Source organism: Streptomyces durhamensis, from assembly GCF_000725475.1.
GTDB classification, from domain to species: domain Bacteria; phylum Actinomycetota; class Actinomycetes; order Streptomycetales; family Streptomycetaceae; genus Streptomyces; species Streptomyces filipinensis.
Genome location: NZ_JNXR01000032.1, coordinates 18,205 through 42,472, shown reverse-complemented (window position 1 = coordinate 42,472; position 24,268 = coordinate 18,205). Strand labels below are relative to the sequence as shown.

The following is a 24,268-nucleotide window of genomic DNA, read 5'->3' as shown; positions in this document are numbered from 1 at the left end:
GCCGGATGCACGATGAAGCTGATAGTGCTAGCTTCATTAGCACCATGCTGCTGCGTCTGGACAAGAACGACACCCGCCCCCTGCACGAGCAGGTCGCGGCGGCGATCCGGCGGGCCGTCGCCGAGGGCGAGTGCCGCGCCGGTGACCGGCTGCCCTCGGCCCGCGACCTCTCCACCGCGCTGGACATCAATGTCAACACCGTCCTGCGCGGCCTGCGCGAACTGCGGGACGAGGGCCTGCTGGAGTTCCGCCGGGGCCGCGGGATCACCGTCGCCGAGGGGGCGGACAAACGCTCCGGACTGCAGATCAGGGTGCGGGAGCTGATCGCGGAGGCATCCCGGCTCGGCTACAGCCGCACCGACCTCATCGAGATGATCCGGGGGACGACATGACGAACGGGCACGATCCGAAAGGCGGCCGGACCCGCGCCGCGCGCTGGGGCGGCGCGGGATGCGCGGTGGCCGTCGCCGCCCTGCTCGTGGCCCTCCCCTGGGCCGCGCACGACCGGCTGCCCGACCGACTGGCCACCCACTGGAGCGGCGGCGACACCCCCGACGGCTCGGCGCCGCTGTGGGCGGCCTCCCTCTTCCCGGCCGGCGTCTGGCTGCTGATCGCCATCGCCGTGAGCGTGCGCCGGCGCCGCTCCTGGCCGGCCGTACGACCCTGGCGGCTGATCGCGCTGGCGCCCCTGGCGACATTGCTCGTCGGCGCGCAGGCGTCCATCGTCCGCGCCAACCTCGGCCGCACCGACTGGCACGAGGCCCGCGAACCCGCCCTGGACATCGTGCTGATCCTGGTGCCGGCGGTGATCGCCGGCGTGGTGGCCTGGCGCTGGAGCACCCGGCCCACCCCCACACCGGTCACCGCCGCCCCGGAACTGAACCTGCCCGAGGGCGAGCGGCTGGTGTGGTTCTCCCGTGCGGCCAACCCCTGGTTGCAGCTGACGGCCGCGCTGACCGGCCTGGTCGCCGTCGGCGCCCTGGTGGCGCTGGCCGTCGGCCTGTCCGGCTCCGTCGCCCTGCGGCTGGTGTGCGCGGCCTGCGGCGTCACCGCCCTCGCCGGCGCCGTCTTCTCCTCGGCCCAGGCGAAGGTGTCGGAGGCGGGTCTGGAGGTGTCGTTCGGCCCGCTCGGCTGGCCCGTCCGCCGCTGGTCCCCGGCCGCCATCGAGTCCGCCCGCGCCGAGCACCGGCTGCCGTCCCAGGTCGGCGGCTGGGGCTACCGCCTCAGCGGCCTCGGCACGACGGTCATGCTCCGCGCAGGCGACTGCCTGGTCATACGCCCCCGGGGCCGCCGCACGGACTTCGCGGTCAGCGTGGACGACGCCGAACGGGGCGCGTCCCTGCTGAACGCGCTGCTCCGGAGGGCCTGATCCGGGCATGGACCGCCAGGACATCCAGGGGGACCAGGGGGAGGACGGCGGCCGGGCAGCCCCCTGGGACGCGGCCGCCGTGCTGGTGCGGGCCGCGCAGGACGGGGACGCCCTGGCCATGGACGAACTGCTCACACTGGTGACGCCGTACGTGACCCGGCTGTGCCGCCCGATCGCGCCGCACGATGTGGCCGACGCCGTCCAGGAGTCGCTGCTCGCCGTCTTCAAGGGCCTGCGCACGCTCCGCGATCCGCAGGCCTTCTACGGCTGGGTGCGTACGGCCACCGTGCGCGAGGCGGTACGGGTCGCCCGCCGCGCCCCGGCCGAGGAACCGGCCGACCCCGCCGACCTGGCCCGGCTCGGCGGACTGCGCGCGGACGCCCACGGGGAACTGCCGGCCGACGTCCGGGACGTCCTGGCACGGCTGCCGGTCCGGCACCGCGCGGTTCTGGTCCTGCGCGAGCTGGAGGGCCTGGACGAGGCCACCGTCGCCGGTCTGCTGGGCGTACCCCAGGGTACCGTCAAGTCCCGGCTGAGCCGGGCCCGTTCCTCCTTCCGGAAGGCGTGGTCACGATGAGTTCCTCCGATCCGGTACTGCGGCTGCGGGTGCTGGCCGCAGGGCTGCACGCCGGCCTGTACGCCGAGGAGCATCTGCCGCTGCCCTACGGCCGGGTGTGGGCGGTGGCCGCGGACCTGGAGGCCGAACTGCCGCACCTGCTGCCGTTTCTGCGTGAGTTCCGGGTGCCGCCCGGCGACACGGACCGCACACCGGCGCTGGCCGTGGGCCGCTCGGGCCTGACGGAGCCCTTCGAGGTCCGGCTCGCGCCCGGCTGGTGCCTGATGCAGTCCCGCCTCGTCGTCGGCGGCATGGCGGCCACCCCGGAGGCGGACGGCACCCGCTTCGCCGTCCTCGGCGCCACCCGCCCCACCGTCCTGCGACCCGCCCAGTGGCTCTACGGCCGGCTGCTCGGCGAACGGCGCGGACGGGCGTTCATCGACCGGCTCGCCGAGCGGGCGGCACTGCGCTAGACCTCCTGCGCCACGTCAGACCTCCTGTGTGTCCGGATCGAATGGGGTGAACAGCTCACGGATCGCCTCCACCACCTGCTCCGGACGCTCCTGCGGCAGATAGTGACCGGCCCCCGGCACCAGCCGCACCCGCAGCGCGTCGGCGTACGGCTCGGCGCCCGCCAGCATCGACGGCACGACGACGTTGTCCCGCGCACCGCCGAGCAGCAGCGTCGGCACGGTCAGCCGCTGCCGCCGCGCGGTGCCCCGCACCAGCGCCGGTATCTCGTGCAGGACGTACTGCCAGAACAGGGACTGGACGGCGGCTGCGCTGCACGAGGTGGCCCCGACGTACTCGGTGATCTCCGCGTCCGTCCACACGGCCGCCGGGTCGGCGACCTGGTGGCGCAGCAGGAAGCGGGTGAAGCCGGGCCAGTGCCGCAGCACGGCCCGCCCCAGCACCGGGTACTCGACGAACGCGGTGAACCACAGCCGCCACAGGTTCGGCAGCACCGCGCGGTGCCGGGGCCACGGGTGGGACATGTTGAGCGCGAGATAACCGGTGAAGCGCTCCGGCGCGCGCAGGCACAGCCGGAACCCGAGATGCGCTCCCCAGTCGTGCCCGACCAGCCCGACCCGCTCCAGCCCGAGCGCGTCGAGCAGTGCGAGTGCGTCGTCCGCCAGGCCGTCCATGTCGTATCCGCGCCGTGTGCTCTGCGACCAGCCGAAGCCGCGCAGGTCCGGGCAGAGCAGCCGGTACCCGTCGGACAGCTGCCCGGCGACCTTGTGCCACGCGTACCAGTGCTGCGGGAAGCCGTGCAGCATCAGCAGCGGCGTGCCGGTGCCGGCGTACTCGGCGAGATGCAGCCGGATGCCGCGGACGGTCGGCCAACGGTGCTCGGCACGCCCGTCGTTCGGCAGCGGACGTTCGCTGTGCGGTGCCATCCGTGATCCCTCTCGGGCCGGTGCGGTCCCCCGTCGGGCCCGCGCTGCCGGGTCAGGAGTACGGGTCAGCGCGAAAGGTTCCCCCCTTTCTGTTCCTTGTCGTGGTCGGCGGGGAGCTGGTCGTAGGTCTTGAAGGTGTACGAGGCGTCGTACGACAGCCGGTTCCCCTGGGCGGCCGGCAGACCGAGTCGCCGGTTCAGGGCTGCGGTGAGCGGCCCGCAGTGTCCGGCGGCCGGGGCCGCGAACGTGTCGTCGTACGCCGAGAACTCGATCACCGGAGGGTCCTGGGAGACCCACCGGGACGGACCTGAGCGCTTCAGCTGAAAGTCGACGGGATCGCCCGCCCCGATGGTGCAGCCGTGCGGCACCAGCGGGCCGAGGAGCCGGAACCGGAGGCTGAACCGTCCGGTGTAGAAGTCGGACCGGCCGCCGTACTCCGGCGCTATCGCCAGCCCCAGGACGGCCGTGCGATCGCCTGCGGGAGTGCCGGTCAGTCCTCCCGGCAGGGCGGTGGGCGAGCTGTGCATCGCGCCCCACACCTGCCCGTCGCTGCCGTCCGGCATCGGGCCTTCGGCGTGCGTCATGGTGATCGGGGCGAGGCTCACCGTGACGCCGCCCAGGGTCAACCGCGGGGCGGCCGTGTGCACTTCGCATCTCCACCGGCTCGGGTCGACGCCGCCGGGCAGGGTCGGGCAGTCACCGAAATCGGTCGCCGTGGCGGCGGTGACACGCGGCGCGGGGTGGGCGACACCCGGCGCGGAGTAGGCGACACCTGGCGCGCACACCGCCGCCGTACCGGCGAGGACGGCGGCGCCCGCGACGGCAGCGGCACGGCGGACGGGAGAGGAACCAGGGCGAGCGGCAGCGGATTTCGTCATGTCACCAGCGTGCCGCCGCGGCCACTCCACCACCATCCGTGACGTCCCCGACCGAACCCTCACGCGTCCCTGATGGAAGGTCAGGGGCGGTCGCCAGGAGTGGAGTCGAAGCGCCCGCCGTCAGCGGAGCCCGGGAATCCGCCGGAGCTCACCGACCTTCAGCGCCTTGCCCACCACCAGATAGCCGAGACCCAGTGCGAGCGTGCCGGCGACGGTCGTCAGGACCGCCCCCGCCGTGCCGTCCCCCAGCACACCAGCACAGCCCCGTGCCGCCGCCCAGCCGGCCAGGGCGCCGACGCCTCCGGCGCACAGCAGCTTGGCGTAGGTGCGGCGCAGGGTGCCGTCGTCGAGCCGGCCACCGGTGCGGCGGGCCAGCAGGCGGGCGGTGAGGACGAGTCCGGCGACGTAGGAGACGCTGTAGGCACCGGCCATGCCGGTGACCGCCCATCGCACCGGCAGCAGCAGATGGCAGGCGGTGGCGAGCGCGATGTTCACCGCCTGGGTCCACACGGCCATGAAGAACGGCGTACGGGTGTCCTCGAAGGCGTAGAAACCGCGCAGCAGCAGGTACTGCGCCGAGAACGGGATCAGCCCGAGCCCGAAGGCCTGGAGCATATGGCCGAGCGGCGCGGCGCTGGCGGGATCGGCGGCACCGTGGGCGAACAGGAGGGTGGCGATGTCCGGCCCGAGCGCGGTGAAGAGGAAGGCGGCAGGGACGATGACGACCCCGCTGACCCGCAGCGCCCGGGACAGATCGGCACGCAGATCACCGATCCGCCCTTCGGCCACCGCCTTGCTCATACGCGGCAGCAGCGCCGTGACCAGGGAGACGGTGACGATCGACTGGGGCAGCATCCAGATCGTCTGCGCGGTGCTGTACGCCGTGTAGCCGACGCCCGCGTTCGGCAGTCGTGTGTCGGCGGCCGTGGCGAAGTTGGTGACGACGGTGAGCCCGACCAGGTTGGTCAGCACGAACAGCAGCGTCCACTTGGCAGCGTGGACCCCGGATCCGAGCCCCGCGCCACGCCAGTCGAACCGCGGCCGGAACCGGAAACCGGCGGCACGCGCGAAGGGAACGAGGGCCAGGGCCTGCACGGCGATCCCGAGGGTCGTACCGACACCGAGCCAGCGGACCTGGGCGTCCGTGACGTCGGCGACGGAGTGGGGGACGGTCATCATCCCGAGATAGACGCCGAACATGGAGACGAGGACGACGTTGTTGAGCACGGGCGTCCACATCATGGCGCCGAACTTCTCCCGTGCGTTCAGCACTTGGCCGAGGATCGCGAACAGCCCGTAGAAGAAGATCTGTGGAAGCAGGAACCTGGCGAAGACGACGGTCAGCCGGAACGCCGCGTGCTCCTTGGGCGTATCCCTGATGTACAGGCTCACGATCTCCGGCGCTGCCCACACGGCGAGCAGCGTCCCGACGGCCAGCACGCTGACGACGAGCGTCACCAGCCGCTGTTCGTACGCCCGCCCGCCATCGGCATGCGTCGCCCGGGCCCGCACCAGCTGCGGCACCAGCACGGCGTTCAGCGCGCCGCCGATCAACAGGGTGTACAGGCTGGTCGGCACGGTGTTGGCCGTGTTGTACGTGGTGGCGAGCAGCCCGGTCCCGAGCGCGGCCCCCTGCAGCACCTGCCGGATCAGACCGCTGGCCCGCGAGACGACAGTGCCGGCGGCCATGAGCGCAGAGGCGCGCCCCACCCCCGCCGTCGCCTTGGGTTTCGCATGCCGGGCTGCGGTCTTCTCCCCCGTTACCATGCGGTAAATCTACGGCAGTTGAGAGGCGTGCCCGCCCGCCAGGGGACCGGCGAAGGGACCCCGAGCGGCGATGTCCGGAGTTCTCGGTGATCGAGACGGTTCAGCGGGAGGGTTCCTACTCTCTCGAAGAGGCCGAGGTGCATCCGCCGAACCGGGCGCCCCCGTCGCCTACGCCATGCCGGACCAGGTCGCCGAGGCCATCGTCCGGCTGGAGGCCCACAATTCACAGCTGTGCGTGGCGCCGGTGTACGTGCTCCACCGGAGCTGAGAGCCGGACCCCGAAGAAGAGGGGGCGGCCGCAAGTCCATGTTGCGGCCGTCCCCTCGTGCTTCCGACGCTGTCGGCGCCGGATCGTCACGCCCAGGTGATCAACCGCTTCGGCTGTTCCAGGATCGCCGCGAGATCCGCCAGCACCTTCGAGCCCAGTTCGCCGTCCACCAGGCGGTGGTCGAAGCTCAGCGCCAGCGTCGTCACCTGACGCGGCTTGACCTTGCCCTTGTGGACCCACGGCTGGAGCTTGATCGCGCCGATCGCGAGGATCGCCGACTCGCCGGGGTTGAGGATCGGCGTGCCGGTGTCGACGCCGAAGACACCGACGTTGGTGATCGTGACGGTGCCGCCCTGCATGGCCGCGGGGGAGGTCTTGCCCTCCCGTGCCGTCGACACCAGCTCGCCGAGTGCGGCGGCCAGCTGCGGCAGCGTCTTGTCGTGCGCGTCCTTGATGTTCGGCACGATCAGGCCGCGCGGGGTGGCCGCCGCGATGCCCAGGTTGACGTAGTGCTTCTGCACGATCTCCTGGTTGGCCTCGTCCCAGGACGCGTTGATCTCGGGGTTGCGCTTGATGGCGACCAGCAGGGCCTTGGCGACGAGGAGGAGCGGGTTGACCCGCAGGCCCTGCATCTCCTTGTCCTGCTTCAGCTCCTCGACCAGCTTCATCGTGCGGGTCACGTCGACCGTCACGAACTCCGTGACGTGCGGCGCCGTGAACGCCGAGCCGACCATCGCCGCCGCCGTGGCCTTGCGGACGCCCTTCACCGGGATGCGGGTCTCCCGGGCGCCGTCGTAGGAGGCGACCGGCGCCGGTGTCACCGGGGCGGTGGCGGCCGGGGCGGCGGTGGCGACCGGCTCGGCGGCCTTCGGCGTGGCCGCCGCGTGGACGTCCTCGCGCGTGATGATGCCGTCCGGGCCGGACGGGGTGACCGTGTCCAGGTCGACGCCGAGGTCCTTGGCCAGCTTGCGCACCGGCGGCTTGGCCAGCGGGCGGGCCTTGTCGATGACCGGCGCGTGGCCGTTCAGCTCGGCCTGGATCGCCTGTGCCGGGGCCGGGACGGTGACCTCGGGGCCCTTGCGGGGGCGCCGCTTGGTGGAGGAGGTCGACACGCCGTAGCCGACGAGGACCGGCTGGCGGCCCTGCGCCTTCGGCTCCTCCTCGGCCGGCTGCGCGGGCTGCGCCTCGGGCTGTTCCGTCACCGGCGGCGCCGCTCCGCCCGCCACGTCCACCGCGATGATGGCCGTACCCACGTCGACCGTGGTGCCCTCGGGGAAGTGCAGTGCGCGCACGACACCGTCGTAGGGGATGGGCAGTTCGACGGCCGCCTTGGCGGTCTCGACCTCGCACACCACCTGGCCGTCGGTGACCGTGTCACCCGGCTGGACATACCACTTGAGGATCTCGGCCTCGGTGAGTCCCTCGCCGACGTCCGGCATCTTGAACTCGCGTACGGACGCTTCCGTCATCGTCGTCACGACCCTCTCCTCAGTACGCCAGCGAGCGGTCGACGGCGTCGAGCACGCGGTCCAGGTCCGGCAGGTACTCCTCCTCCAGACGCGCCGGCGGGTACGGGGCGTGGTAGCCACCGACCCGCAGGACGGGCGCCTCCAGGTGGTAGAAGCAGCGCTCGGTGATCCGTGCGGCGATCTCCGCACCGGAGCCGAGGAACACCGGCGCCTCGTGGACCACGACCAGTCGGCGGGTCTTCTCCACCGAGGCCTGGATGGCGTCGAAGTCCAGCGGAGAGACCGAGCGCAGGTCCAGGACCTCCAGGGACTTGCCCTCCTCGGCCGCGGCGGCCGCGACCTCCTGGCAGAGCTTCACCATCGGGCCGTAGGCGGCCAGGGTCAGATCGGTGCCCTCGCGGACGACCTGCGCCTTGTGGAGCGGGGCCGGGATCGCCTCGAGGTCCACCTCGCCCTTGTCCCAGTAACGGCGCTTCGGCTCGAAGTAGATCACCGGGTCGTCGCTCTGGATGGCCTGCTGCATCATCCAGTACGCGTCCGCCGCGTTCGACGGAGACACGACCTTCAGGCCCGCCACGTGCGCGAACAGCGCCTCGGGGGACTCCGAGTGGTGCTCGACCGCGCCGATGCCGCCGCCGTAGGGGATGCGGACGACGATGGGCATCTTGACCTTGCCCAGCGAGCGCGCGTGCATCTTCGCGAGCTGGGTGACGATCTGGTCGTACGCCGGGAAGACGAAGCCGTCGAACTGGATCTCGACCACCGGGCGGTAGCCGCGCAGGGCGAGGCCGATCGCGGTGCCGACGATGCCGGACTCCGCCAGCGGGGTGTCGATGACACGGCTCTCGCCGAAGTCCTTCTGGAGGCCGTCCGTCACCCGGAACACGCCGCCGAGCTTGCCGACGTCCTCGCCCATGACCAGGACCTTGGGGTCCTCCTCCAGGGCGCGGCGCAGCGACTCGTTGATGGCCTTCGCCATCGCCATCTTCTCGGCCATCTCAGCGACCCCCTTCAGCTGCGTCCGCGAACGACGCCTGGTAGGCGGCGAACTGCGCGCGCTCCTCGTCGACGAGCGCGTGCCCGTCCGCGTACACGTTCTCGAAGATGGCGAAGTGGTCCGGGTCGGGCATGGCGCGGACCGCTTCGCGCACTCGCTTGCCCAACGTCTCGGACTCGGCCTCGAGTTCCGCGAAGAATCCTTCGTCCGCGTGGTTCGAGGCCTCCAGGTAGCGGCGAAGGCGCAGGATCGGGTCCTTCGCCTCCCAGGACTGCCGCTCCTCGTCACCCCGGTAGCGGGAGGGGTCGTCGGAGGTGGTGTGGGCGCCCATGCGGTAGGTGTACGCCTCGACCAGGGTGGGGCCCTCGCCGTCGCGGGCGCGCTCCAGCGCCCACTTGGTGACCGCGAGGCACGCCAGTACGTCGTTGCCGTCCACGCGCACGCCGGGGAAGCCGAAGCCCTGCGCGCGCTGGTAGAGCGGCACGCGGCTCTGCTTCTCGGTCGGCTCGGAGATCGCCCACTGGTTGTTCTGGCAGAAGAACACCACGGGCGCGTTGTAGACCGCGGAGAAGGTGAACGATTCAGCCACGTCGCCCTGGCTGGAGGCGCCGTCGCCGAAGTAGGCGATCACCGCGCTGTCCGCGCCGTCCTTGGTGATGCCCATCGCGTAGCCGGTGGCGTGCAGCGTCTGGGAGCCGATGACGATCGTGTACAGGTGGAAGTTGTTGCTGTTCGGGTCCCAGCCGCCGTTGTTCACACCGCGGAACATGCCGAGCAGGTTGGTCGGGTCGACCCCGCGGCACCAGGCGACGCCGTGCTCGCGGTAGGTCGGGAAGACGTAGTCGTCGTCGCGCAGGGCGCGGCCGGAGCCGATCTGGGCGGCCTCCTGGCCGAGCAGGGAGGCCCACAGGCCCAGCTCGCCCTGGCGCTGCAGGGCGGTGGCCTCGGCGTCGAAGCGGCGGGTGAGCACCATGTCCCGGTACAGACCGCGCAGGTCTTCGGGGGTGAGGCCGGCGACGTAGGCGTCGTACTCGGCGTTCTTGACCCGCTTGCCCTCGGGCGTCAGCAGCTGCACGAGCTCCGGCTCGGCGCTCTGCTTCGCGGCGGCGCGCGTGGTGCGCTTGGTGCCGGTGGCTCCGGACGCGGTCCCGGCCCTGCCGGTCTTCGCCCCGGTGGTGCCAGTCTTGGTGCCGGTGGTGCCGGCCTTGCCTGCGGCGCTGCGTCGCGGCTTGCGCGCGGCACTGCTGTCCACGGTCACGTGTGCTCCTCCGTCGTTCCGGCCCCCGGGGTTGCCGGTAGGCCAGTGCGGCTCACCTGTCTCGACCACCGGGCACGGGGTGGGTGCCACTCGGCCGGGAACAGGCGTGACAGGTGCCCCGGCGAGCGCCCTGCAACCATCACGTTACCCAGTGCTCCACATTTCTGTGAAACCCCACCTGACCTGCGATTTTGCTTGGATTTCCAAGTAAATCGGAGAAGGCTGGAAGCGTGCTGGTCACAGCCTTGCGAAAGGCCGGAGCACCGGCACGTTATCCCGCACACCCAGCTCTCGGGAAGAGTTTGTGTCGGAGACCGATCCCGTGCGCGAAGCACGAAAAATCAGCGTATTTCATCTCGCGGACCGGCAAACGTTTGCGTCTCCCCGAGAAGTCGATCAAGAATTGCGTGTCGAGTCCGCCGCGGAACTCGGTATGCGGCGCCATCCCCAGGCCGCCGCTTATGCCGCCCGAATGCAGGCGGAAAAAAGCGGAAGTGCCGGAACTCTCTGATAAAGCCTGCCGCGTGACCGAAAGCGATCATCGGCGACTGCCTGTGACAAGCCCCAGCTCACAGCGGCTTTTCGTGCCCTAGCATCTGCGGCGTGCCGCGCTCTTGTGTACCACCCCTTGTACCCCATGCGCCCCCTCTCAGCGCCCTGCTCCGCCTGTACGCCGCCGGTACCGCCCTCACCTGTGAGCCGGTCGACCAGGGCCTGCTGAACCGCGGCTACCGGCTGCGCACCACCCGCGGCCGCTATTTCCTCAAGCACCACTTCGACCCCGACACCGCGGACCCGGCCGCCATCGAGCGCCGGCACCGCGCCACCCAGCGCCTGGCCGACCTCGGCGTCCCGGTCTCCGTACCGCTCGCGCACCGCGAGGGCCGTACGGTCGCCGTCGTGGGGGGCCATGCCTACGCCCTGCACCCCTGGATCGACGGCAGGCACCGACACGGCGGCCAGCTCACGCTCCGGGGGAGCGCACGCCTGGGGGCGCTCCTGGGGGCCGTACACGCCTGTCTGGAGCGCGTGATGCCCCCCAAGGGGCGCACCCGCCCGGCTACGAGCCCCCACCCCGTGGAGAGCGCCGATCCGGACGACACCTTCGCCCTCATCGACGACCTGCTCGCCCACGTACGGCGGCACCGCCCCGCCGACGCCTTCGACGAGCTCGCCCGGCACCGGCTGCTGGAACGGCGGGCGCTGCTGGAGCAGCACGCGGGCCGGCGGCCGCCGCGTGGCGACTCGGTGGGCTGGGTGCACGGCGACTTCCACCCGTTCAACCTGCTCTACAAGGACGACGCCCCGGCGGCCATCGTCGACTGGGACCGGCTCGGCGTGCAGCCCCGCGCCGAGGAGGCCGTACGTGCCGCCGCGATCTTCTTCGTCCGGCCCGCGGGCGCCCTGGACCTGCCGAAAGTACGCGCCTACGCGCGCGCGTACCGGCGCGCGGCCGGCGCCACACCGGCGGAGCTGACGGCGGCCGTGCACCGGGTGTGGTGGGAGCGGCTGAACGACTTCTGGATGCTGCGCTGGCACTACGAAAGGGGCGACACGCGCGCGGACTGCCAGTTCCCGGCCGCGTCGGCGCTCGCGGTGTGGTGGACACGCGAGTACGACGCGGTGTGCGACGCGTTCGTACGGTGAGCGCCCGCGGTCACGGGCCGGGACACCTCGGCATGCCCGCGCCCGCGGCGACGGCCCGGATCACCTCAGGGTGACGCGGTCACGGGCGCGGTGGGCGTCCTTCAACCGGTGGGGTCGCCCGCGCCGCCGTCCGCCGTGTTCCCGACGGTGGTGCCGCCGTCCGCCGTGTTCCCGACGGTGGTGCCGCCGTCGGTGGTGCCCGCGTCGGTGCCGGCGTTGGTGGTACCGGTGTCCGTGCCGCCGGTGGTGGTGCCGGTGTCCGTGCCGCCGGTGGTGGGGTCCGTGGACTGCGACGGGGAGGTCTGCGGGTCCGACGGCTCGTCGGTGGGGCCCGTGGACTGCGACTGCGAGGTCTGCGGGTCCGACGGCGGGTAGCCGCCCCCGCCCGAACTCGTGTCCGAGCTGGTGTCGGTGTCGGTGTCCGTGGGCTGGTTGGTGTTGTCGTCCGACGGGGTCGGGGAGTCCGAGTGGTCCTTCGTGGACTTCGAGTGCGTCGTCGCCGGCTTGGTGTCCGTACCGGGGTGGGTGCCGGTGCCGGTGCCCGCGCTCTTCAGCGCCAGCGCGACACCCGCCGCGATCGCGATGACCGCGAGGACGGCGAGGATCCACAGCTTGCCGCGGCCGCTGCCCTTGTTGCCGTGCCCCTCGAAGCCGCCGTCGTCGCCGTGGCCGTACCCCTGGGGCAGGATCGGCTGCGGGATCTGCGCGGTCCCGGCGCCGAAGTCGCCCGGGTGCTGCATCGCGGTGGTGCCCGCGAAACCGGCCGCCGGGGTGTGCCGGCCGTCGTGGGCCTCCACCGGGCCGGTGTTCCAGGTGCCGGTGTGAGCACCCTGCTCGTAGAGCATCTGCAGGCCGTACTGGACCAGGCCGCGCATCTCCTCGGCCGTCTGGAACCGGTCGTCGGGCTCCTTGGCGAGCGAGCGCATGACCAGGCCGTCCAGCTCCGGCGGCACGGCGTCGGAGACCTGGGACGGGGGCGTGGGGATGTCCTGGACGTGCTGGTAGACCACCGACAGCGGGGTCTCGCCGGTGAACGGGGGCCGCAGCGCGAGGAGTTCGTACAGCAGGCAGCCGGTCGCGTACAGGTCGGAGCGGTGGTCCACGGCCTTGCCGAGCGCCTGCTCCGGGGAGAGGTACTGCGGCGTGCCCATGACCATGCCGGTCTGCGTCATCGTTGTCGAGGCGCCGTGCAGGGCGCGGGCGATGCCGAAGTCCATCACCTTGACGGCACCGCTGTCGGTGATGATCACGTTGGCGGGCTTGATGTCGCGGTGCACGATGCCGTGCTGGTGCGAGTAGGCGAGCGCTTCCAGCACTCCGGAGACGATGATCAGGGCCTGCTCGGGACCCGGTGCCTCGGCGTTCAGCAGCAGATCGCGGATGGTGCGGCCCTCGACCAGCTCCATCACGATGTACGGCACGGACTGGCCGCCGACGAAGTCCTCGCCGGAGTCGTACACGGCGACGATCGCGTGGTGGTTCAGGCCGGCGACGGACTGCGCCTCGCGCGTGAAGCGGGCCTTGGAGACCGGGTCCTCGGCCAGGTCGGCGCGCAGCAGCTTCACCGCGACGGTACGGCCCAGACGGACGTCCTCGGCCGCGAACACCTCGGCCATGCCGCCCCGGCCCAGCCGGTGGGTCAGCCGGTACCGGCCGTCGCCGACGAGCCCGCCGTTGCCCCACAACTCCGGCGCGTCCGACATACCGCCGCCACTCGCCTCGGGGTCGGACGGGCCCTGGGCGCGCTGCGTCTGTGCCATCAGTCCTCGCCGTCGTTTCTGCCCGCGGTGCGCGCGGTGTTGTCACGGTCTCCGTCGGCCACGCTACAGCCTCCGCGCGGGCCACCGGTTCGGAACCGGAACCCGGACCGGCCGGAGCCGGACCGGTCATGAAACCCGTAGCACGCGCTGTCGTGCAAATTCTGTGCACTGGTCGTACGCCCCCTGTAACGCTTGCGCGACGCTTCTTGCGCGTACGGTCACGGAACGGGCACCGAGCTTGACGTGTCAGTGCCCTGGGGCAGACTTGGCCGGGAATGACACATTCGATCAAGGCCCGCGCGATGAGCGAAGGCGCCGGGCGGCCAGTGGGGGACGCGGAGAGATGAGCCAGGACGGCGCACACGGGCGGTACGCGGGACAGGCGCTGGCCGGTGGCCGCTACCAGCTGCGCGACTTGCTCGGCGAGGGCGGCATGGCCTCGGTGCACCTGGCGTACGACGCCGTGCTCGACCGCCAGGTCGCGATCAAGACGCTCCACACGGAACTCGGCCGGGAGCAGGCCTTCCGCGAGCGCTTTCGGCGCGAGGCCCAGGCCGTGGCCAAGCTCACGCACACCAACATCGTCTCGGTCTTCGACACCGGCGAGGACGATCTCGGTGGTCTGACGACGCCCTACATCGTCATGGAGTACGTCGAGGGCCGCCCGCTGGGCTCGGCCCTCGAAGAGGACATCCGGCAGTACGGCGCGATGCCGGCCGACAAGGCACTCAAGGTCACCGCGGACGTGCTGGCCGCGCTGGAGATCAGCCACGAGATGGGGCTGGTCCACCGCGACATCAAGCCGGGCAACGTGATGGTGACCAAGCGCGGCGTGGTCAAGGTCATGGACTTCGGCATCGCCCGCGCCATGCAGTCCGGTGTGACGTCGATGACGCAGACCGGCATGGTCGTCGGCACCCCGCAGTACCTCTCCCCCGAGCAGGCCCTCGGCCGTGGCGTGGACGCCCGCTCCGACCTGTACTCGGTCGGCATCATGCTGTTCCAGCTGGTCACCGGGCGGCTGCCGTTCGACGCCGACTCACCGCTGGCGATCGCCTACGCGCATGTCCAGGAGGAGCCGGTGGCTCCTTCGTCGATCAACCGGTCCCTGCCGCCGGCGGTGGACGCCCTGGTCGCCCGCGCGCTGAAGAAGAACCCGAACGAGCGCTTCCCGACCGCCGAGGCCATGCGGGACGAGTGCCTGCGCGTCGCCGGCTCCTTCCAGGCGGCCGCGCCGAGCATCGTGTCGGGCGCCGCGCCGACGCAGAGTGGTGCGGGCGTCGGCTCCGCGGTGTTCCCGCCGGTCGGCCAGAGCGCCCCGACGGCCCCCGGACCGGTCCAGACGCCGTACACGCCCGGCCCGTACGGCGCGCCGCAGACACCCGCCCCGTCCTACGGCTACCCGCAGCAGGGCGGCTACCAGACGCCGCCTCCGATGGGCTACGGCCCGCAGGCTCCGCAGGCCGCGTCGACCCCGCCGCCGTACACGGTCGCGCAGCAGCCGTCCGCCGCGGGCTCCGGCGGGGGCAAGAGCAACAAGCCGGTGATCATCGGCTCGGTCGCCGTGTCGCTCGTCGCGGTCGTCGCCCTGGTCGTCGCGCTGACGCTGAACAGCGGCAGCGACGACCAGGCCGGCAAGGGCGGGGCGAGTGCCTCCGCGTCCAGCTCCCGGAAGGCCGGCTATCGCGGGCCGGACAGGAGCCGGGTGATCGACAAGGAGAAGTGCACGAGTCCGACGGAGGCCTGGGACGACCCCAACAAGGTCCAGCTGCCCGACTTCCGGTACAAGGACATCAACTCCGTGAAGGACTGCATCCAGGCCGCCGGCTGGAAGATCAAGGTCGACAAGCAGGACGACAACACCTGGGGCGACGGCACGGTCCTGAACCAGTTCCCCTCCCAGGGCTCGGATGTCAGCCAGAAGGACCCGGGCACCATCGAGGTGACCGTCTCGACGGGCAACCCTGCCTGACACCATCCGCCCCACACGCGACGAGCGGAGCCCGGCACGATTCCGTGCCGGGCTCCGCTCGTCGCTGGTCGCTCGTCGCTGCGCCCGTTACAGGTACGGACCGCCCGAGCGGCCCGTTGCGCGGGGGTCGTCGCCGCCCTCGTGACCGGACACACCCGGCGGGAGCGCGCGGCGCATCTGCTCCAGCTGGGCCCGCGCGGCCATCTGCTGGGCGAACAGCGTCGTCTGGATCCCGTGGAAGAGGCCTTCCAGCCAGCCCACCAACTGGGCCTGCGCGATCCGCAGTTCCGCGTCGCTCGGGGTCGCGTCATCCGTGAACGGCAGGGAGAGCCGCTCGAGTTCCTCGACCAGCTCCGGCGCGAGGCCGTCCTCCAGCTCCTTCACGGAGCTGGCATGGATCTCCTTCAGCCTCACCCGGCTCGCCTCGTCCAGCGGAGCCACGCGCACCTCCTCCAGGAGCTGCTTGATCATGCTGCCGATCCGCATGACCTTGGCAGGCTGCTCGACCTGCTCCGTCACCGGAATCTCGCGGGAGTCGTCGTCCCCGTTGCCGCCGCCGAGCGCCATCCCGTCCTGGCCCACGACGAGGATCTGGGGGTTCTCCGGCGACCGTTCGTTCCTCGGCATCTCCATGCCGCCATTCTCTCGCACCCGTACACCTCATCACCGTGGTGCCCCCTCATGGGGCTGATCCACCGTTTAGACCCAACGGAGCATTCTGAAATGCCCTGTTTGCCATTGAATGTGAGGCTTATTTCCGTCGGTCATCCATCGATCACGCCATCCGGGCTCCGGGAGGTCACCGACGTGACTCCATGGCTGCGCATCACGTTCCCCTGTGCACGGCTGCTGCTCGTCCTCGCGGCGGCTCTTCCCGCGTACGGCACCGTCCCCCTGTACGCCACCGTCGCGTACGGCGCCGAGTCCCCGGTCGGGTCCGCCGCCCCGGGACACCCGCACCGGGCCGCCCCCGCGGACGAGGGCCGCCCCGGCCATGCGGGGCAGACCGCGGGCTCGGCGTCCGCGGAGCTGCCGGCGGACGCAGGCTCGGGCGGGGCCGGTGCCGAGCACCCGGACCCGCCCGGCCACCGTCACGGCCACCAGGGTCCCGTCACCGCCTCGCGCGACCCCATACCCACCGATTCCGCCTCCGCCTCGTACCGCCCGGTGGCCGTCGAGCCGTCCCGTGCGGGCAGCCGCGCGGGCGAGGGACGGCTGCGGCCGGGCCGGCCGGACGGGCCGCCGGCCGCGGAGGAGGGCGACGACGATCCCGTGACCACCCCCGCTCCGGACAGCGGCCGGCCGGAGGAGCCGGAGACCGCGGACCTCCCGACCGTGACGCCGTCGGCCTCGGCCGTCCCCGACCAGGCCGGCCTCGACCCCGCCCGGACCCCGGCCCAGAGCGCCGCCGCCCAGCAGAGCGGGAACGCCACCGAACCGGTCCTGCAGCTCCTCCCGCTGGGCAGCGGTCTGGTGCTCATAGGCCTCGGCCTGGGGCTGGCCTTCCTGGCCCTCCGACTCCGCCGAGGCTGACGGCACCGACGTACCCCACCCATCGGCGGGCAGCCGTACCCTCACAGCCTCGGGCAGTCGTACCCGCGCAGCTACGGGCAGTCGTACCCGCACAGCCGCGGGCAGTGGTGCCGCCGGGGCGTCAGGGCCTCAGGGCCTCAGGGGGCCACCAGCAGCACCTTGCCGACGTGCCCGCTCTCCTCCACCACCCGATGCCCCTCGGCCGCCTCCGGCATCGGCAGCTCACGGTCCACGACCGGCCGCACATGCCCCCCGGCGAGCAACGGCCACACATGCTCCCGCACCGCCGCCACGATCGCCGCCTTCTCGGTCAGCGGCCGCGCCCGCAGCGAGGTCGCGCTGATCGCGGCCCGCTTGCCCAGCAGCATGCCGATGTTCAGCTCACCCTTGACGCCGCCCTGCATGCCGATGATCGCGAGCCGTCCGCTGACGGCGAGCGCCCGGACATTGCGGTCCAGATACTTCGCCCCCATGTTGTCGAGGATCACATCGGCCCCCGCGCCCCCGGTGGCCTGCTTGATCTCGGCGACGAAGTCCTGTTCCCGGTAGTTGACGAGGATGTCCGCGCCCAGTTCGGCGCAGCGCTCCAGCTTCTCCTTCGTGCCCGCCGTCACCGCGACCTTGGCCCCGACGGCCTTGGCGAGCTGGATGGCCATGGTGCCGATGCCACTGGACCCGCCGTGCACGAGCAGCGTCTCGCCGGGCAGCAGGTGGGCGATCATGAACACGTTGGACCAGACCGTGCAGACCACCTCGGGCAGCGCGGCCGCCTGCGTGAGGCCGACCCCGTCGGGCACGGGCAGCAGCTGCCCGGCCGGTACGACGACCTTCTCCGCGTAGCCGCCGCCCGAGAGCAGCGCGCACACCTCGTCGCCGACGGCCCAGCCGGACACGCCGGAGCCGAGCGCGGCGACCCTGCCGGAGCACTCCAGGCCGGGGTAGGGGGACGCACCGGGCGGCGGGTTGTAGAAGCCCTGGCGCTGCAGGATGTCGGCACGGTTGACGGCACTGGCCACCACCTCGACCAGTACCTCGCCCTCGCCGGGCTCCGGGTCGGGGACCTCCGCCCACACCAGCGCCTCAGGACCACCAGGTTCGGGAATCGTGATCGCATGCATGCGCGCGACGCTACTCCCCGTGGACGGCGTCTTCGAGGCGGACCCGCTCGCTCCCGGGGGCCCGGGGCGCCCCGTCAGTCGCGGGACATCTGCCGGGTGCCCGGGCCGGTCTGGGCACCCGGAGTGACACGGACGATCGTGATGAGCCGGTCGGTCAGCTGGAGCGTGCCGACGGCCGGGTCGTCGTAACCGAGCACCCGGTGCCCGCGTACGACGCTCAGGACGAGGTCGTCGGTCTCACGCGCCCGCTTGCCCACCTCGCTGCGGACGACCGGGCGTTCCACGAGGTCCAGTCCGCTGCCCTGCTGGATCAGGTCCTCCATGACCATGCCGGCGGCGGGGCTGAGCACGGAGAGGCCGAGCAGCCGGCCGGCCGCGCTGGCGCTGGTGATGACGGCGTCGGCCCCGGACTGCTTGAGCAGCGGCGCGTTCTCCTCCTCGCGCACGGCGGCCACGATCTTCGCGCTCCGGTTGAGCTGCCGTGCCGTCAGCGTGACGAGGACGGAGGTGTCGTCGCGCTGCGGGGCGACGATGATCTGCCGGGCCTTGTGCACCTCGGCCCGTTTCAGCACGTCACTGCGGGTCGCGTCGCCCATGACTCCCGCATAGCCCTCGGCGTTCGCGGCGTCGACCGCCTTGGCGCTCGGGTCGACCACGACCACCTGATCCCTCTTCAGCCCCGTCGCGCAGACGGTCTGGATCGCCGACCGGCCCTTGGTACCGAACCCGATGACGACGGTGTGGTCACGCAAGGTGGACCTCCAGCGCTTTCTCGAAAGTACCCTAAGGCCCATGGACAACGACCTTGTGCAACGCGCCCGTTGGGGCGACTTACAGGGGCAGAACTGGGCCGGCCTGGTCCGGCTCTCCTTCGAAGTGGACGAGGGGCCCGGTACCGGTGAGAGCGACGGTACCGGCACCACGGAGGGCAAGGCCGCATTCCGACCGATGACAGGGCGGGACATCCGGAGCCGGGACGAGCAGGAAAAGGACAACCGGTCCTTCGTCGAGTCGCGCGGGGGGCGGTACGTCTACACCTACGAGGAGCCCGACACGAGCGCGTGGAAGCGCAAGCGCGTCCGTCTACCGAACGGAGAGATCGGATACCGCGTGATCCGTCCGGTCTTCGAGGGCGCACTCGAAGACCTGAAGCGAGGCGTCGCGCCGAACGGCGAACGGTTGGACGGCCTGATCGTCTACGACATCGACCGCCTCACGCGCGACAACCGGCACCTTGAGGACGCGATCGAGGTCGTGGAGAACTTCAAGCGTCCCATCCTCGACATCACGGGCACTTTGGATCTCCTGACCGACAACGGACGCACGGTCGCGCGCATCGTCACCGCTACCGCCAACAAGCAGTCCGCCGACACGGCCCGCCGGGTGACGCGCAAGCACCGTGCGCTGCAACAGGCCGGCATCCCGACCGGCGGAGTCAGGCCCTTCGGGTGGAAGAAGGACAAGCGCACTCTCGACCTGGATGAGGCCGAGTGGCTACGACGGATCGTCCATTGGCTGCTCGCGGGAAAGCCGATCTCCGCCGTCATCAGGAAGCTGAATGAGGCTGGAGTGACCACGTCGACCGGCCGGAAGTGGTCGCATCCAGGGCTCAAGGCAGTGGTGAGGAACCCCCGCCTTTGCGGCTACCGCTCCCGGCAGGTCATCGACATCGACCCGGTGACAGGCACAGAGAACAAGCGGGTCGAGATCGTCTTGGACACCGAGGGCAAACCCGTCGTCGGGCAGTGGGAACCCGTGATCTCCGTCGACGAATGGGAGGCCGTCACAGAGCTGCTCGGGGCGAACCCTGAGCCGGGTCTTGGACACAACACACGTAAGTACCTCTTGCGGGGCACTCTGAGATGCGACCGCGACGGGTGCGGCGCGCCGCTTCGGGTCCGAAAGGCCGAGAAGAGCCGCAACAAACCGGAGGGCTACTTCTACTACACGTGCCCCAGCAGCGGCAGCGTCCCGTCAGGCTGCGGCGGTACGAAGATCGGTGGTCCGGAGACGGACAAGGCCGTCTCCATGATGGTGATCGCGAAGCACCAGGAGGAGGCGGCCAAGCGGCAGGCCGAGCCGGAGGTCGCGACGTGGGACAAGGAAGAGGAGCTGGAGCGGGTCGACGAGGACATCGAGGATCTGAAACAGGCTCGCAAGGCCCGGATCATCACCGCCGAGACGTACTTCACACAGCTTGCAGAACTCGAAGCCGAGAAGCGCCGTCTCAGGAATGAGCGAAACCGCGTCCTGCGGAGCAAACACGCAGCGCAGAATGCGCCGGTCGATCTCGCAGAGGCTTGGGGCGGCTTGTTGCTCAGCGAGCAGCGCGCGTACGTCGAGGACCTGTTGGTTGCCGTACTGGTCGCACCCGCAGTCGGACGCGGGAGGCCCGTACGCGAGCGTCTGACTCCGGTGTGGAGGTCGAAGGGGAAGCAGCCGGAAGCGGAGTCTGAGGACGGCTCTCAATAGCCTCCGGCACCCGGCAGGCAGGACGAGGGGCGATGGGCAGACCGAGGATCGTGTTCGCCCGTCGCCAGTCGTCGTCTCCTTCCAGGGGAAGTCTCAAGCGGACCTCCCCTCACGGTTCACCCAGTCCTCGGCGGCCATCTCGCGATTGAGTACGAGATCGTTCGCGATACCTGCCGCGATGAGGGCGGCGCCGGGGGTGTGGCCAGAGCCGACGTAGCGCCAGTTCCGTTCCGTGATCGCACCCGGTAGGTCGGTGTGGCCCAGGTGGTGGGCCCGCTCAGCGCGGAGTGCTGCGTAGGTGGTGGAGTAGGCCCGGGATTTGGTCAGGATGTGGCCCCGGTAGCCGAGGGTGTGCGCCCAGTCTCGAAGGCGAAGACAGGCGTACTCGGGAAGGCCGCCGAGGCGCCAACACGTCCGTATGAGGGCACGGACGTGTTGACTCACAGGCACCGACTCGATGTCGCCCCAGGTCGAAAGCGGGTAGTCGGTGCCGGCGCCTGTCACTCGCGCCCTTGGTGACGTACTTGGCCACGTACGCGGCCACCGCGTCGTCATCCGGGTCGCCACCGTCGGCCCGTAGGGCCCGTACGTCGATCTGGGCGCCCCATAGCAGGCTCAGCTCACCAGCGGCCGGGCTGTAGGGGGTGCGGCCCATGACCCGCCGCGCGGAGGCGCATACGGCGCCTGTGAGCAGTTCGGCCGTTGCCCAGGCCGGGGGTTCGTCGTCGGGTCCGGTCGGTCCGTCGAGGCGGACCACGGCATGCACACGCTCACGGGTGACCAACCCGACGTGCGCCGGACACGGCATGACCGTGCCCAGTCCTCACCCGATCGCACGAGTCTCGGATGTCGCCTACTAATGCCGGGCCTCCGGCGGGATGTTGCCTTCAGCGATCCGATCGCCAACTACATTCCCTTGCTGCTCGCTCCGGTGAGGCCCGCCGACAGTGAGGCATCTTTATCCCGAGCGATTACGTGATGTCCTTCACTTGGGCTGCTTCCTCCATCAGATCCATAAAGAAGAGTAGCGAGCCCAGTGCCGGCAAAAGGCTTGTCAGAGTCCAAAGGGTAAGGAAGCCAGCAACGCCACCAAACGCAACCCTAAACCCTTTAAGCAAACAGTCAGGCATTCCCGCCACCAGAAGCAGGAAGATACCCGAAAGCACACCTAGGAAAATCAAGGCAAGAAAAGGGGAAAAGAACTTAGCAACAGGCGTTTGGCTGGTCATCCTCAATTTCCTCAGGAGTTGAGTATCCAAGGCCCTTGCCATCATGGCCAGCCCACCAATCACCGCACCCATGATGATACCGAGCAAAGCGGCGGCGACGCGGGTTACATCGGCAAGTTTAGGGGAGTCGATGTACACCAGCCACGCTCCACCCGCTCCACCCGCAAGCGCGAAAAGCAGCGTAGCGACTGACCAGTTTTTGGGGGCAAGGCCAGCGAAGGATAGGAATCTGTTAAGCGCCTTATCGCCCTCTGTCCAGCCGCGTGGCTCCGGAGGATACGCGGCTTCACCGCCTTGCTGTTTAACGGTCAAAGCAGCCCCGTTTCTCCATGCCAAGGCCAGTTCTGCATCAGCCAAGCTAGTGCAAATAGGAGCGCCAATAGTTCTACGACTTCCCGCGGCCCGCCAGAATCCTTGACCTCATACTCCTCAGGATCACCGTCTGATTCCCACCGACCACCGTTCGTCGACTGGGCCGACACGGACATGCCACCCTTTTCTACTTCTGAGCCAATTTTGTATAGCTCCAAATCCGAAACATTCAGGCCTGCCTGCTCTTGAGTTTCATAGATCTCCAGCCTCCTTTCGGCCGCCAGCTCCCTCATGCGCTCCCGAGCCTCCCGGTATGTATCACCAGGATTTGCAGGCTTCAAGGCCATGGACAGCTCCTTGATAAATCCAAGGCTTTTGATGCCTGCCGACAGACGGCGGCGGGAACAAATTAGATCAACGTCAATGATCAGTCCTGCATTGATTTCCGCACCCTCGGCTACGTGGCGCAAAAAAGTTTGTACAGTGTCTGCCGCGTTACGCGGCGTGGCCTCATTCGAGACGTACATGGCTAGCCATCGCCCATGCTGATGAAGGGCAAAAAGAGAACCTTCTGCAGTGGCACAGATGACGGAATCACGTTTCACGGCTCGAACTTCGGGATCTGACGTCTCCGACTTCAGCGCATCGTCCACCCAAGACATCTGATGACGTTTTAGCTCTTGCACCAGCAAGGTGAAGGCCATCTTGTGTTCATCAGATTGCCGTTGCCCAACCGCAGGCGACTCGTAAGTATCCCTACCAGGGACAGAACGAATGTTCACCCGTCCGAAGATAACTCTAGCCATGTGCTTATATCATCATATTGAAGGCTGAGGGAAAAGAAGCTAATCGAGTGAAGGGTGGTATGCGCCGCCAGCAAGGATTGGGGACACTGTGCGCACTGGAGCTCACCGCTTCCAAGACCGAGCACGGCTTGTGGCGGTCTAGCCTGCAACCACCCTTCACCTGGAGAGTCGCGTGCCGTAAGCACGCGTGGCGTCCGTGGCGGGTGGACGTCACTGAACGGGAACAGCGAAAGCCCCCACCGTCTTGGTGCGGGCTTTCGCTGTTCCCGCTCTTCGGTGATCCAGCGCCGGAAGCCAAGGGCAACAATGTCGGAGTGGTCCCCAGCATCACGACACCGACAGCAGAGGAAACGCACGATGAGTGCCCCACAGCAACCAGGGTCGGGCAGGACTCGTCTCCCGCTCCTGCGCTCCCTCCGTTATTGGTCCAGAACTGAGGACGGTCAATCAGTCCGTTTGCCGGTCGGCGCGACGCTGCCACCCCTGCAACAGGTGCTTCGGCGCCTGTCTCTGGCACTGCTGCTGCTTGTCCTCACGACGCTGCTCGTCTGGGTGGACCGTGCCGGCTATCGAGACAGCGCGGACAGCACAGTGGACTTGATCGACTCGGCGTACTACGCGACCGTCACGCTCTCCACCACCGGATACGGCGACATCACCCCGGTCAGCCACGGCGCCCGGCTCACCAACATCTTCGTCATCACGCCCCTGCGCGTGCTGTTCCTGATCATCCTGGTCGGCACCACTCTGGAGGTCCTCACCGAACGCACGCGGAATCAGGTCCGGATCGAGCGTTGGCGCGCTCGCATCCGGGATCATGTCGTTGTGGTCGGCTATGGCACAAAGGGCCGTCATGCCGTCGAGACTCTTCTGGGGCAGGGGAAGTCAAAGGACCAAATCGTCGTGGTCGATCCGCAGAAGAAGGCAGTGGACCTTGCCACCAGTGATGGGCTCGCCGCGGTACACGGCGACGCCACCCGCACAGAGACGCTGAGCAGAGCAGAGCTGCACCAGGCGGCTCACGTCATCGTGGCTCCCCAGCGCGACGACACCGCAACCTTGGTCGCCCTCACTGCTCGGCAGCTCAATACGAGAGCCTCGATCGTCGTTGCCGTCCGGGAGGACGAGAACATTCCCCTGCTGAAGCAGAGTGGCGCCAACGCCGTGATCACCAGCTCCAGTTCAGCCGGCCGGTTGCTCGGCCTGGCCATGTCCAGTGCGCGCAGTGCGGACGTCCTGGAGGACCTGATGACGTACGGGAGCGGACTAGATCTTGTGGAGCGCCCAGTGACCACGGACGAGGTAGGGAAGTCTCCGCGTCAGAGTTCTGATCTTGTTGTCGCCGTCATGCGACGCAAGGAGATGCTGGACTACACCGATCCCCGAACAGAAACTCTCCAGACCGGGGACCGGTTGATCACCATTCAGCGTGCTGTGCCCCAGCGCTGATCAGGCAAAGC

22 protein-coding genes and 3 pseudogenes are annotated in these 24,268 nt (G+C 69.8%); 11 read left to right on the top strand and 14 right to left on the bottom strand.

The genetic code is table 11. The annotated features are described in order from the left end of the window. The first annotated feature begins 44 nt into the window (after positions 1-44). The 4 genes from IO33_RS0135245 to IO33_RS0135230 all read left to right on the top strand — a co-directional run bounded on the left by IO33_RS0135245 (position 45) and on the right by IO33_RS0135230 (position 2,398). Positions 45-392, top strand: coding sequence for a GntR family transcriptional regulator (locus IO33_RS0135245; protein WP_031172704.1), 348 nt, complete (start codon positions 45-47; stop codon positions 390-392). Beyond that, positions 389-1,369 carry a hypothetical protein gene (locus IO33_RS0135240; protein WP_037686773.1) on the top strand — a complete coding sequence of 327 codons (981 nt, stop codon included), beginning with the start codon at positions 389-391 and terminating at the stop codon, positions 1,367-1,369. Before IO33_RS0135245 ends, IO33_RS0135240 begins: the two co-directional genes overlap by 4 nt. 118 nt (positions 1,370-1,487) lie before the next feature. Continuing rightward, entirely contained in the window at positions 1,488-1,946 is a 459-nt protein-coding gene (locus IO33_RS0135235; protein ID WP_245235956.1) for an RNA polymerase sigma factor, read from the top strand. Next, a complete protein-coding gene (locus tag IO33_RS0135230; RefSeq protein ID WP_157857960.1) occupies positions 1,943-2,398 on the top strand; it encodes a hypothetical protein in 456 nt (151 codons plus the stop codon). The genes IO33_RS0135235 and IO33_RS0135230 overlap by 4 nt, the downstream gene beginning before the upstream one ends. A 15-nt stretch (positions 2,399-2,413) precedes the next feature. Here IO33_RS0135230 and IO33_RS0135225 read toward each other — a convergent pair whose 3' ends face one another. The 3 genes from IO33_RS0135225 to murJ form a co-directional block, all read right to left on the bottom strand. Beyond that, the gene (locus IO33_RS0135225) at positions 2,414-3,322 is read right to left on the bottom strand and encodes an alpha/beta fold hydrolase (RefSeq protein ID WP_051927140.1); all 909 of its coding nucleotides are present in this window, start codon (positions 3,320-3,322) and stop codon (positions 2,414-2,416) included. A 65-nt stretch (positions 3,323-3,387) separates the two neighbouring features. Next, positions 3,388-4,200 (bottom strand): hypothetical protein, encoded by an 813-nt coding sequence (locus IO33_RS44735; RefSeq protein WP_051927146.1) that lies wholly within the window; start codon positions 4,198-4,200, stop codon positions 3,388-3,390. Between the two features lie 120 nt (positions 4,201-4,320). After that, a complete protein-coding gene (murJ, locus tag IO33_RS0135215) occupies positions 4,321-5,889 on the bottom strand; it encodes a murein biosynthesis integral membrane protein MurJ (RefSeq protein ID WP_107069459.1) in 1,569 nt (522 codons plus the stop codon). Between the two features lie 164 nt (positions 5,890-6,053). On the opposite strand from murJ, the pseudogene IO33_RS52915 reads away from it, so the two are divergent. After that, a pseudogene (locus IO33_RS52915) lies at positions 6,054-6,199 on the top strand (DNA-binding protein); the annotation flags it as partial. A gap of 122 nt (positions 6,200-6,321) precedes the next feature. On the opposite strand, the gene IO33_RS0135205 reads toward IO33_RS52915, so the two are convergent. From IO33_RS0135205 to pdhA, 3 genes are read right to left on the bottom strand one after another with little or no spacing between them, the layout of a single operon-like run. Next, the gene (locus tag IO33_RS0135205; RefSeq protein ID WP_031172689.1) at positions 6,322-7,713 is read right to left on the bottom strand and encodes a dihydrolipoamide acetyltransferase family protein; all 1,392 of its coding nucleotides are present in this window, start codon (positions 7,711-7,713) and stop codon (positions 6,322-6,324) included. A gap of 10 nt (positions 7,714-7,723) precedes the next feature. Continuing rightward, positions 7,724-8,701, bottom strand: a complete 978-nt coding sequence (locus IO33_RS0135200; RefSeq protein WP_031172686.1) for an alpha-ketoacid dehydrogenase subunit beta — start codon at positions 8,699-8,701, stop codon at positions 7,724-7,726. Between the two features lies 1 nt (position 8,702). Further along, a complete protein-coding gene (gene pdhA, locus IO33_RS0135195) occupies positions 8,703-9,959 on the bottom strand; it encodes a pyruvate dehydrogenase (acetyl-transferring) E1 component subunit alpha (protein ID WP_031172684.1) in 1,257 nt (418 codons plus the stop codon). 304 nt (positions 9,960-10,263) lie between these two features. On the opposite strand from pdhA, the gene IO33_RS51850 reads away from it, so the two are divergent. After that, positions 10,264-10,470 carry a hypothetical protein gene (locus tag IO33_RS51850; protein WP_157857959.1) on the top strand — a complete coding sequence of 69 codons (207 nt, stop codon included), beginning with the start codon at positions 10,264-10,266 and terminating at the stop codon, positions 10,468-10,470. A 92-nt stretch (positions 10,471-10,562) separates the two neighbouring features. Continuing rightward, positions 10,563-11,606 (top strand): phosphotransferase, encoded by a 1,044-nt coding sequence (locus IO33_RS0135190; protein WP_051927139.1) that lies wholly within the window; start codon positions 10,563-10,565, stop codon positions 11,604-11,606. Positions 11,607-11,707: 101 nt separating this feature from the next. Here IO33_RS0135190 and IO33_RS0135185 read toward each other — a convergent pair whose 3' ends face one another. Further along, positions 11,708-13,366, bottom strand: a complete 1,659-nt coding sequence (locus tag IO33_RS0135185; protein ID WP_031172682.1) for a protein kinase domain-containing protein — start codon at positions 13,364-13,366, stop codon at positions 11,708-11,710. A gap of 343 nt (positions 13,367-13,709) precedes the next feature. Here IO33_RS0135185 and IO33_RS0135180 point away from each other — a divergent pair, with 343 nt between their 5' ends. Further along, on the top strand, positions 13,710-15,338 hold the full coding sequence (locus IO33_RS0135180) for a Stk1 family PASTA domain-containing Ser/Thr kinase (protein WP_031172680.1): 1,629 nt from the start codon (positions 13,710-13,712) through the stop codon (positions 15,336-15,338). An 87-nt stretch (positions 15,339-15,425) separates the two neighbouring features. On the opposite strand, the gene IO33_RS0135175 is transcribed toward IO33_RS0135180, so the two are convergent. Beyond that, positions 15,426-15,971 (bottom strand): bacterial proteasome activator family protein, encoded by a 546-nt coding sequence (locus IO33_RS0135175; protein WP_031172678.1) that lies wholly within the window; start codon positions 15,969-15,971, stop codon positions 15,426-15,428. Positions 15,972-16,145: 174 nt separating this feature from the next. Here IO33_RS0135175 and IO33_RS0135170 point away from each other — a divergent pair, with 174 nt between their 5' ends. Further along, positions 16,146-16,871 (top strand): hypothetical protein, encoded by a 726-nt coding sequence (locus IO33_RS0135170; RefSeq protein ID WP_031172676.1) that lies wholly within the window; start codon positions 16,146-16,148, stop codon positions 16,869-16,871. Positions 16,872-17,008: 137 nt separating this feature from the next. On the opposite strand, the gene IO33_RS0135165 is transcribed toward IO33_RS0135170, so the two are convergent. Beyond that, the gene (locus tag IO33_RS0135165; RefSeq protein WP_031172674.1) at positions 17,009-17,989 is read right to left on the bottom strand and encodes an NAD(P)H-quinone oxidoreductase; all 981 of its coding nucleotides are present in this window, start codon (positions 17,987-17,989) and stop codon (positions 17,009-17,011) included. Positions 17,990-18,063: 74 nt separating this feature from the next. Beyond that, positions 18,064-18,756 (bottom strand): annotated as a pseudogene (locus IO33_RS0135160) (potassium channel family protein); the annotation flags it as partial. Positions 18,757-18,781: 25 nt separating this feature from the next. On the opposite strand from IO33_RS0135160, the gene IO33_RS0135155 reads away from it, so the two are divergent. Continuing rightward, the gene (locus tag IO33_RS0135155) at positions 18,782-20,461 is read left to right on the top strand and encodes a recombinase family protein (RefSeq protein WP_051927138.1); all 1,680 of its coding nucleotides are present in this window, start codon (positions 18,782-18,784) and stop codon (positions 20,459-20,461) included. Positions 20,462-20,554: 93 nt separating this feature from the next. On the opposite strand, the gene IO33_RS52910 is transcribed toward IO33_RS0135155, so the two are convergent. From IO33_RS52910 to IO33_RS50680, 4 genes and pseudogenes are all read right to left on the bottom strand, one after another. After that, the gene (locus IO33_RS52910) at positions 20,555-21,016 is read right to left on the bottom strand and encodes a replication initiator (RefSeq protein ID WP_342448384.1); all 462 of its coding nucleotides are present in this window, start codon (positions 21,014-21,016) and stop codon (positions 20,555-20,557) included. After that, a pseudogene (locus IO33_RS53855) lies at positions 21,009-21,269 on the bottom strand (replication initiator); the annotation flags it as partial. The pseudogene IO33_RS53855 and the gene IO33_RS52910, both read right to left, overlap by 8 nt. A gap of 163 nt (positions 21,270-21,432) precedes the next feature. Beyond that, positions 21,433-21,828, bottom strand: a complete 396-nt coding sequence (locus IO33_RS51420) for a hypothetical protein (protein ID WP_031172668.1) — start codon at positions 21,826-21,828, stop codon at positions 21,433-21,435. A 170-nt stretch (positions 21,829-21,998) separates the two neighbouring features. Further along, the gene (locus IO33_RS50680; RefSeq protein WP_209438970.1) at positions 21,999-22,706 is read right to left on the bottom strand and encodes a hypothetical protein; all 708 of its coding nucleotides are present in this window, start codon (positions 22,704-22,706) and stop codon (positions 21,999-22,001) included. A 459-nt stretch (positions 22,707-23,165) separates the two neighbouring features. On the opposite strand from IO33_RS50680, the gene IO33_RS0135140 reads away from it, so the two are divergent. Further along, the gene (locus IO33_RS0135140; RefSeq protein WP_031172666.1) at positions 23,166-24,257 is read left to right on the top strand and encodes a potassium channel family protein; all 1,092 of its coding nucleotides are present in this window, start codon (positions 23,166-23,168) and stop codon (positions 24,255-24,257) included. The last annotated feature ends 11 nt before the right edge of the window (positions 24,258-24,268 follow it).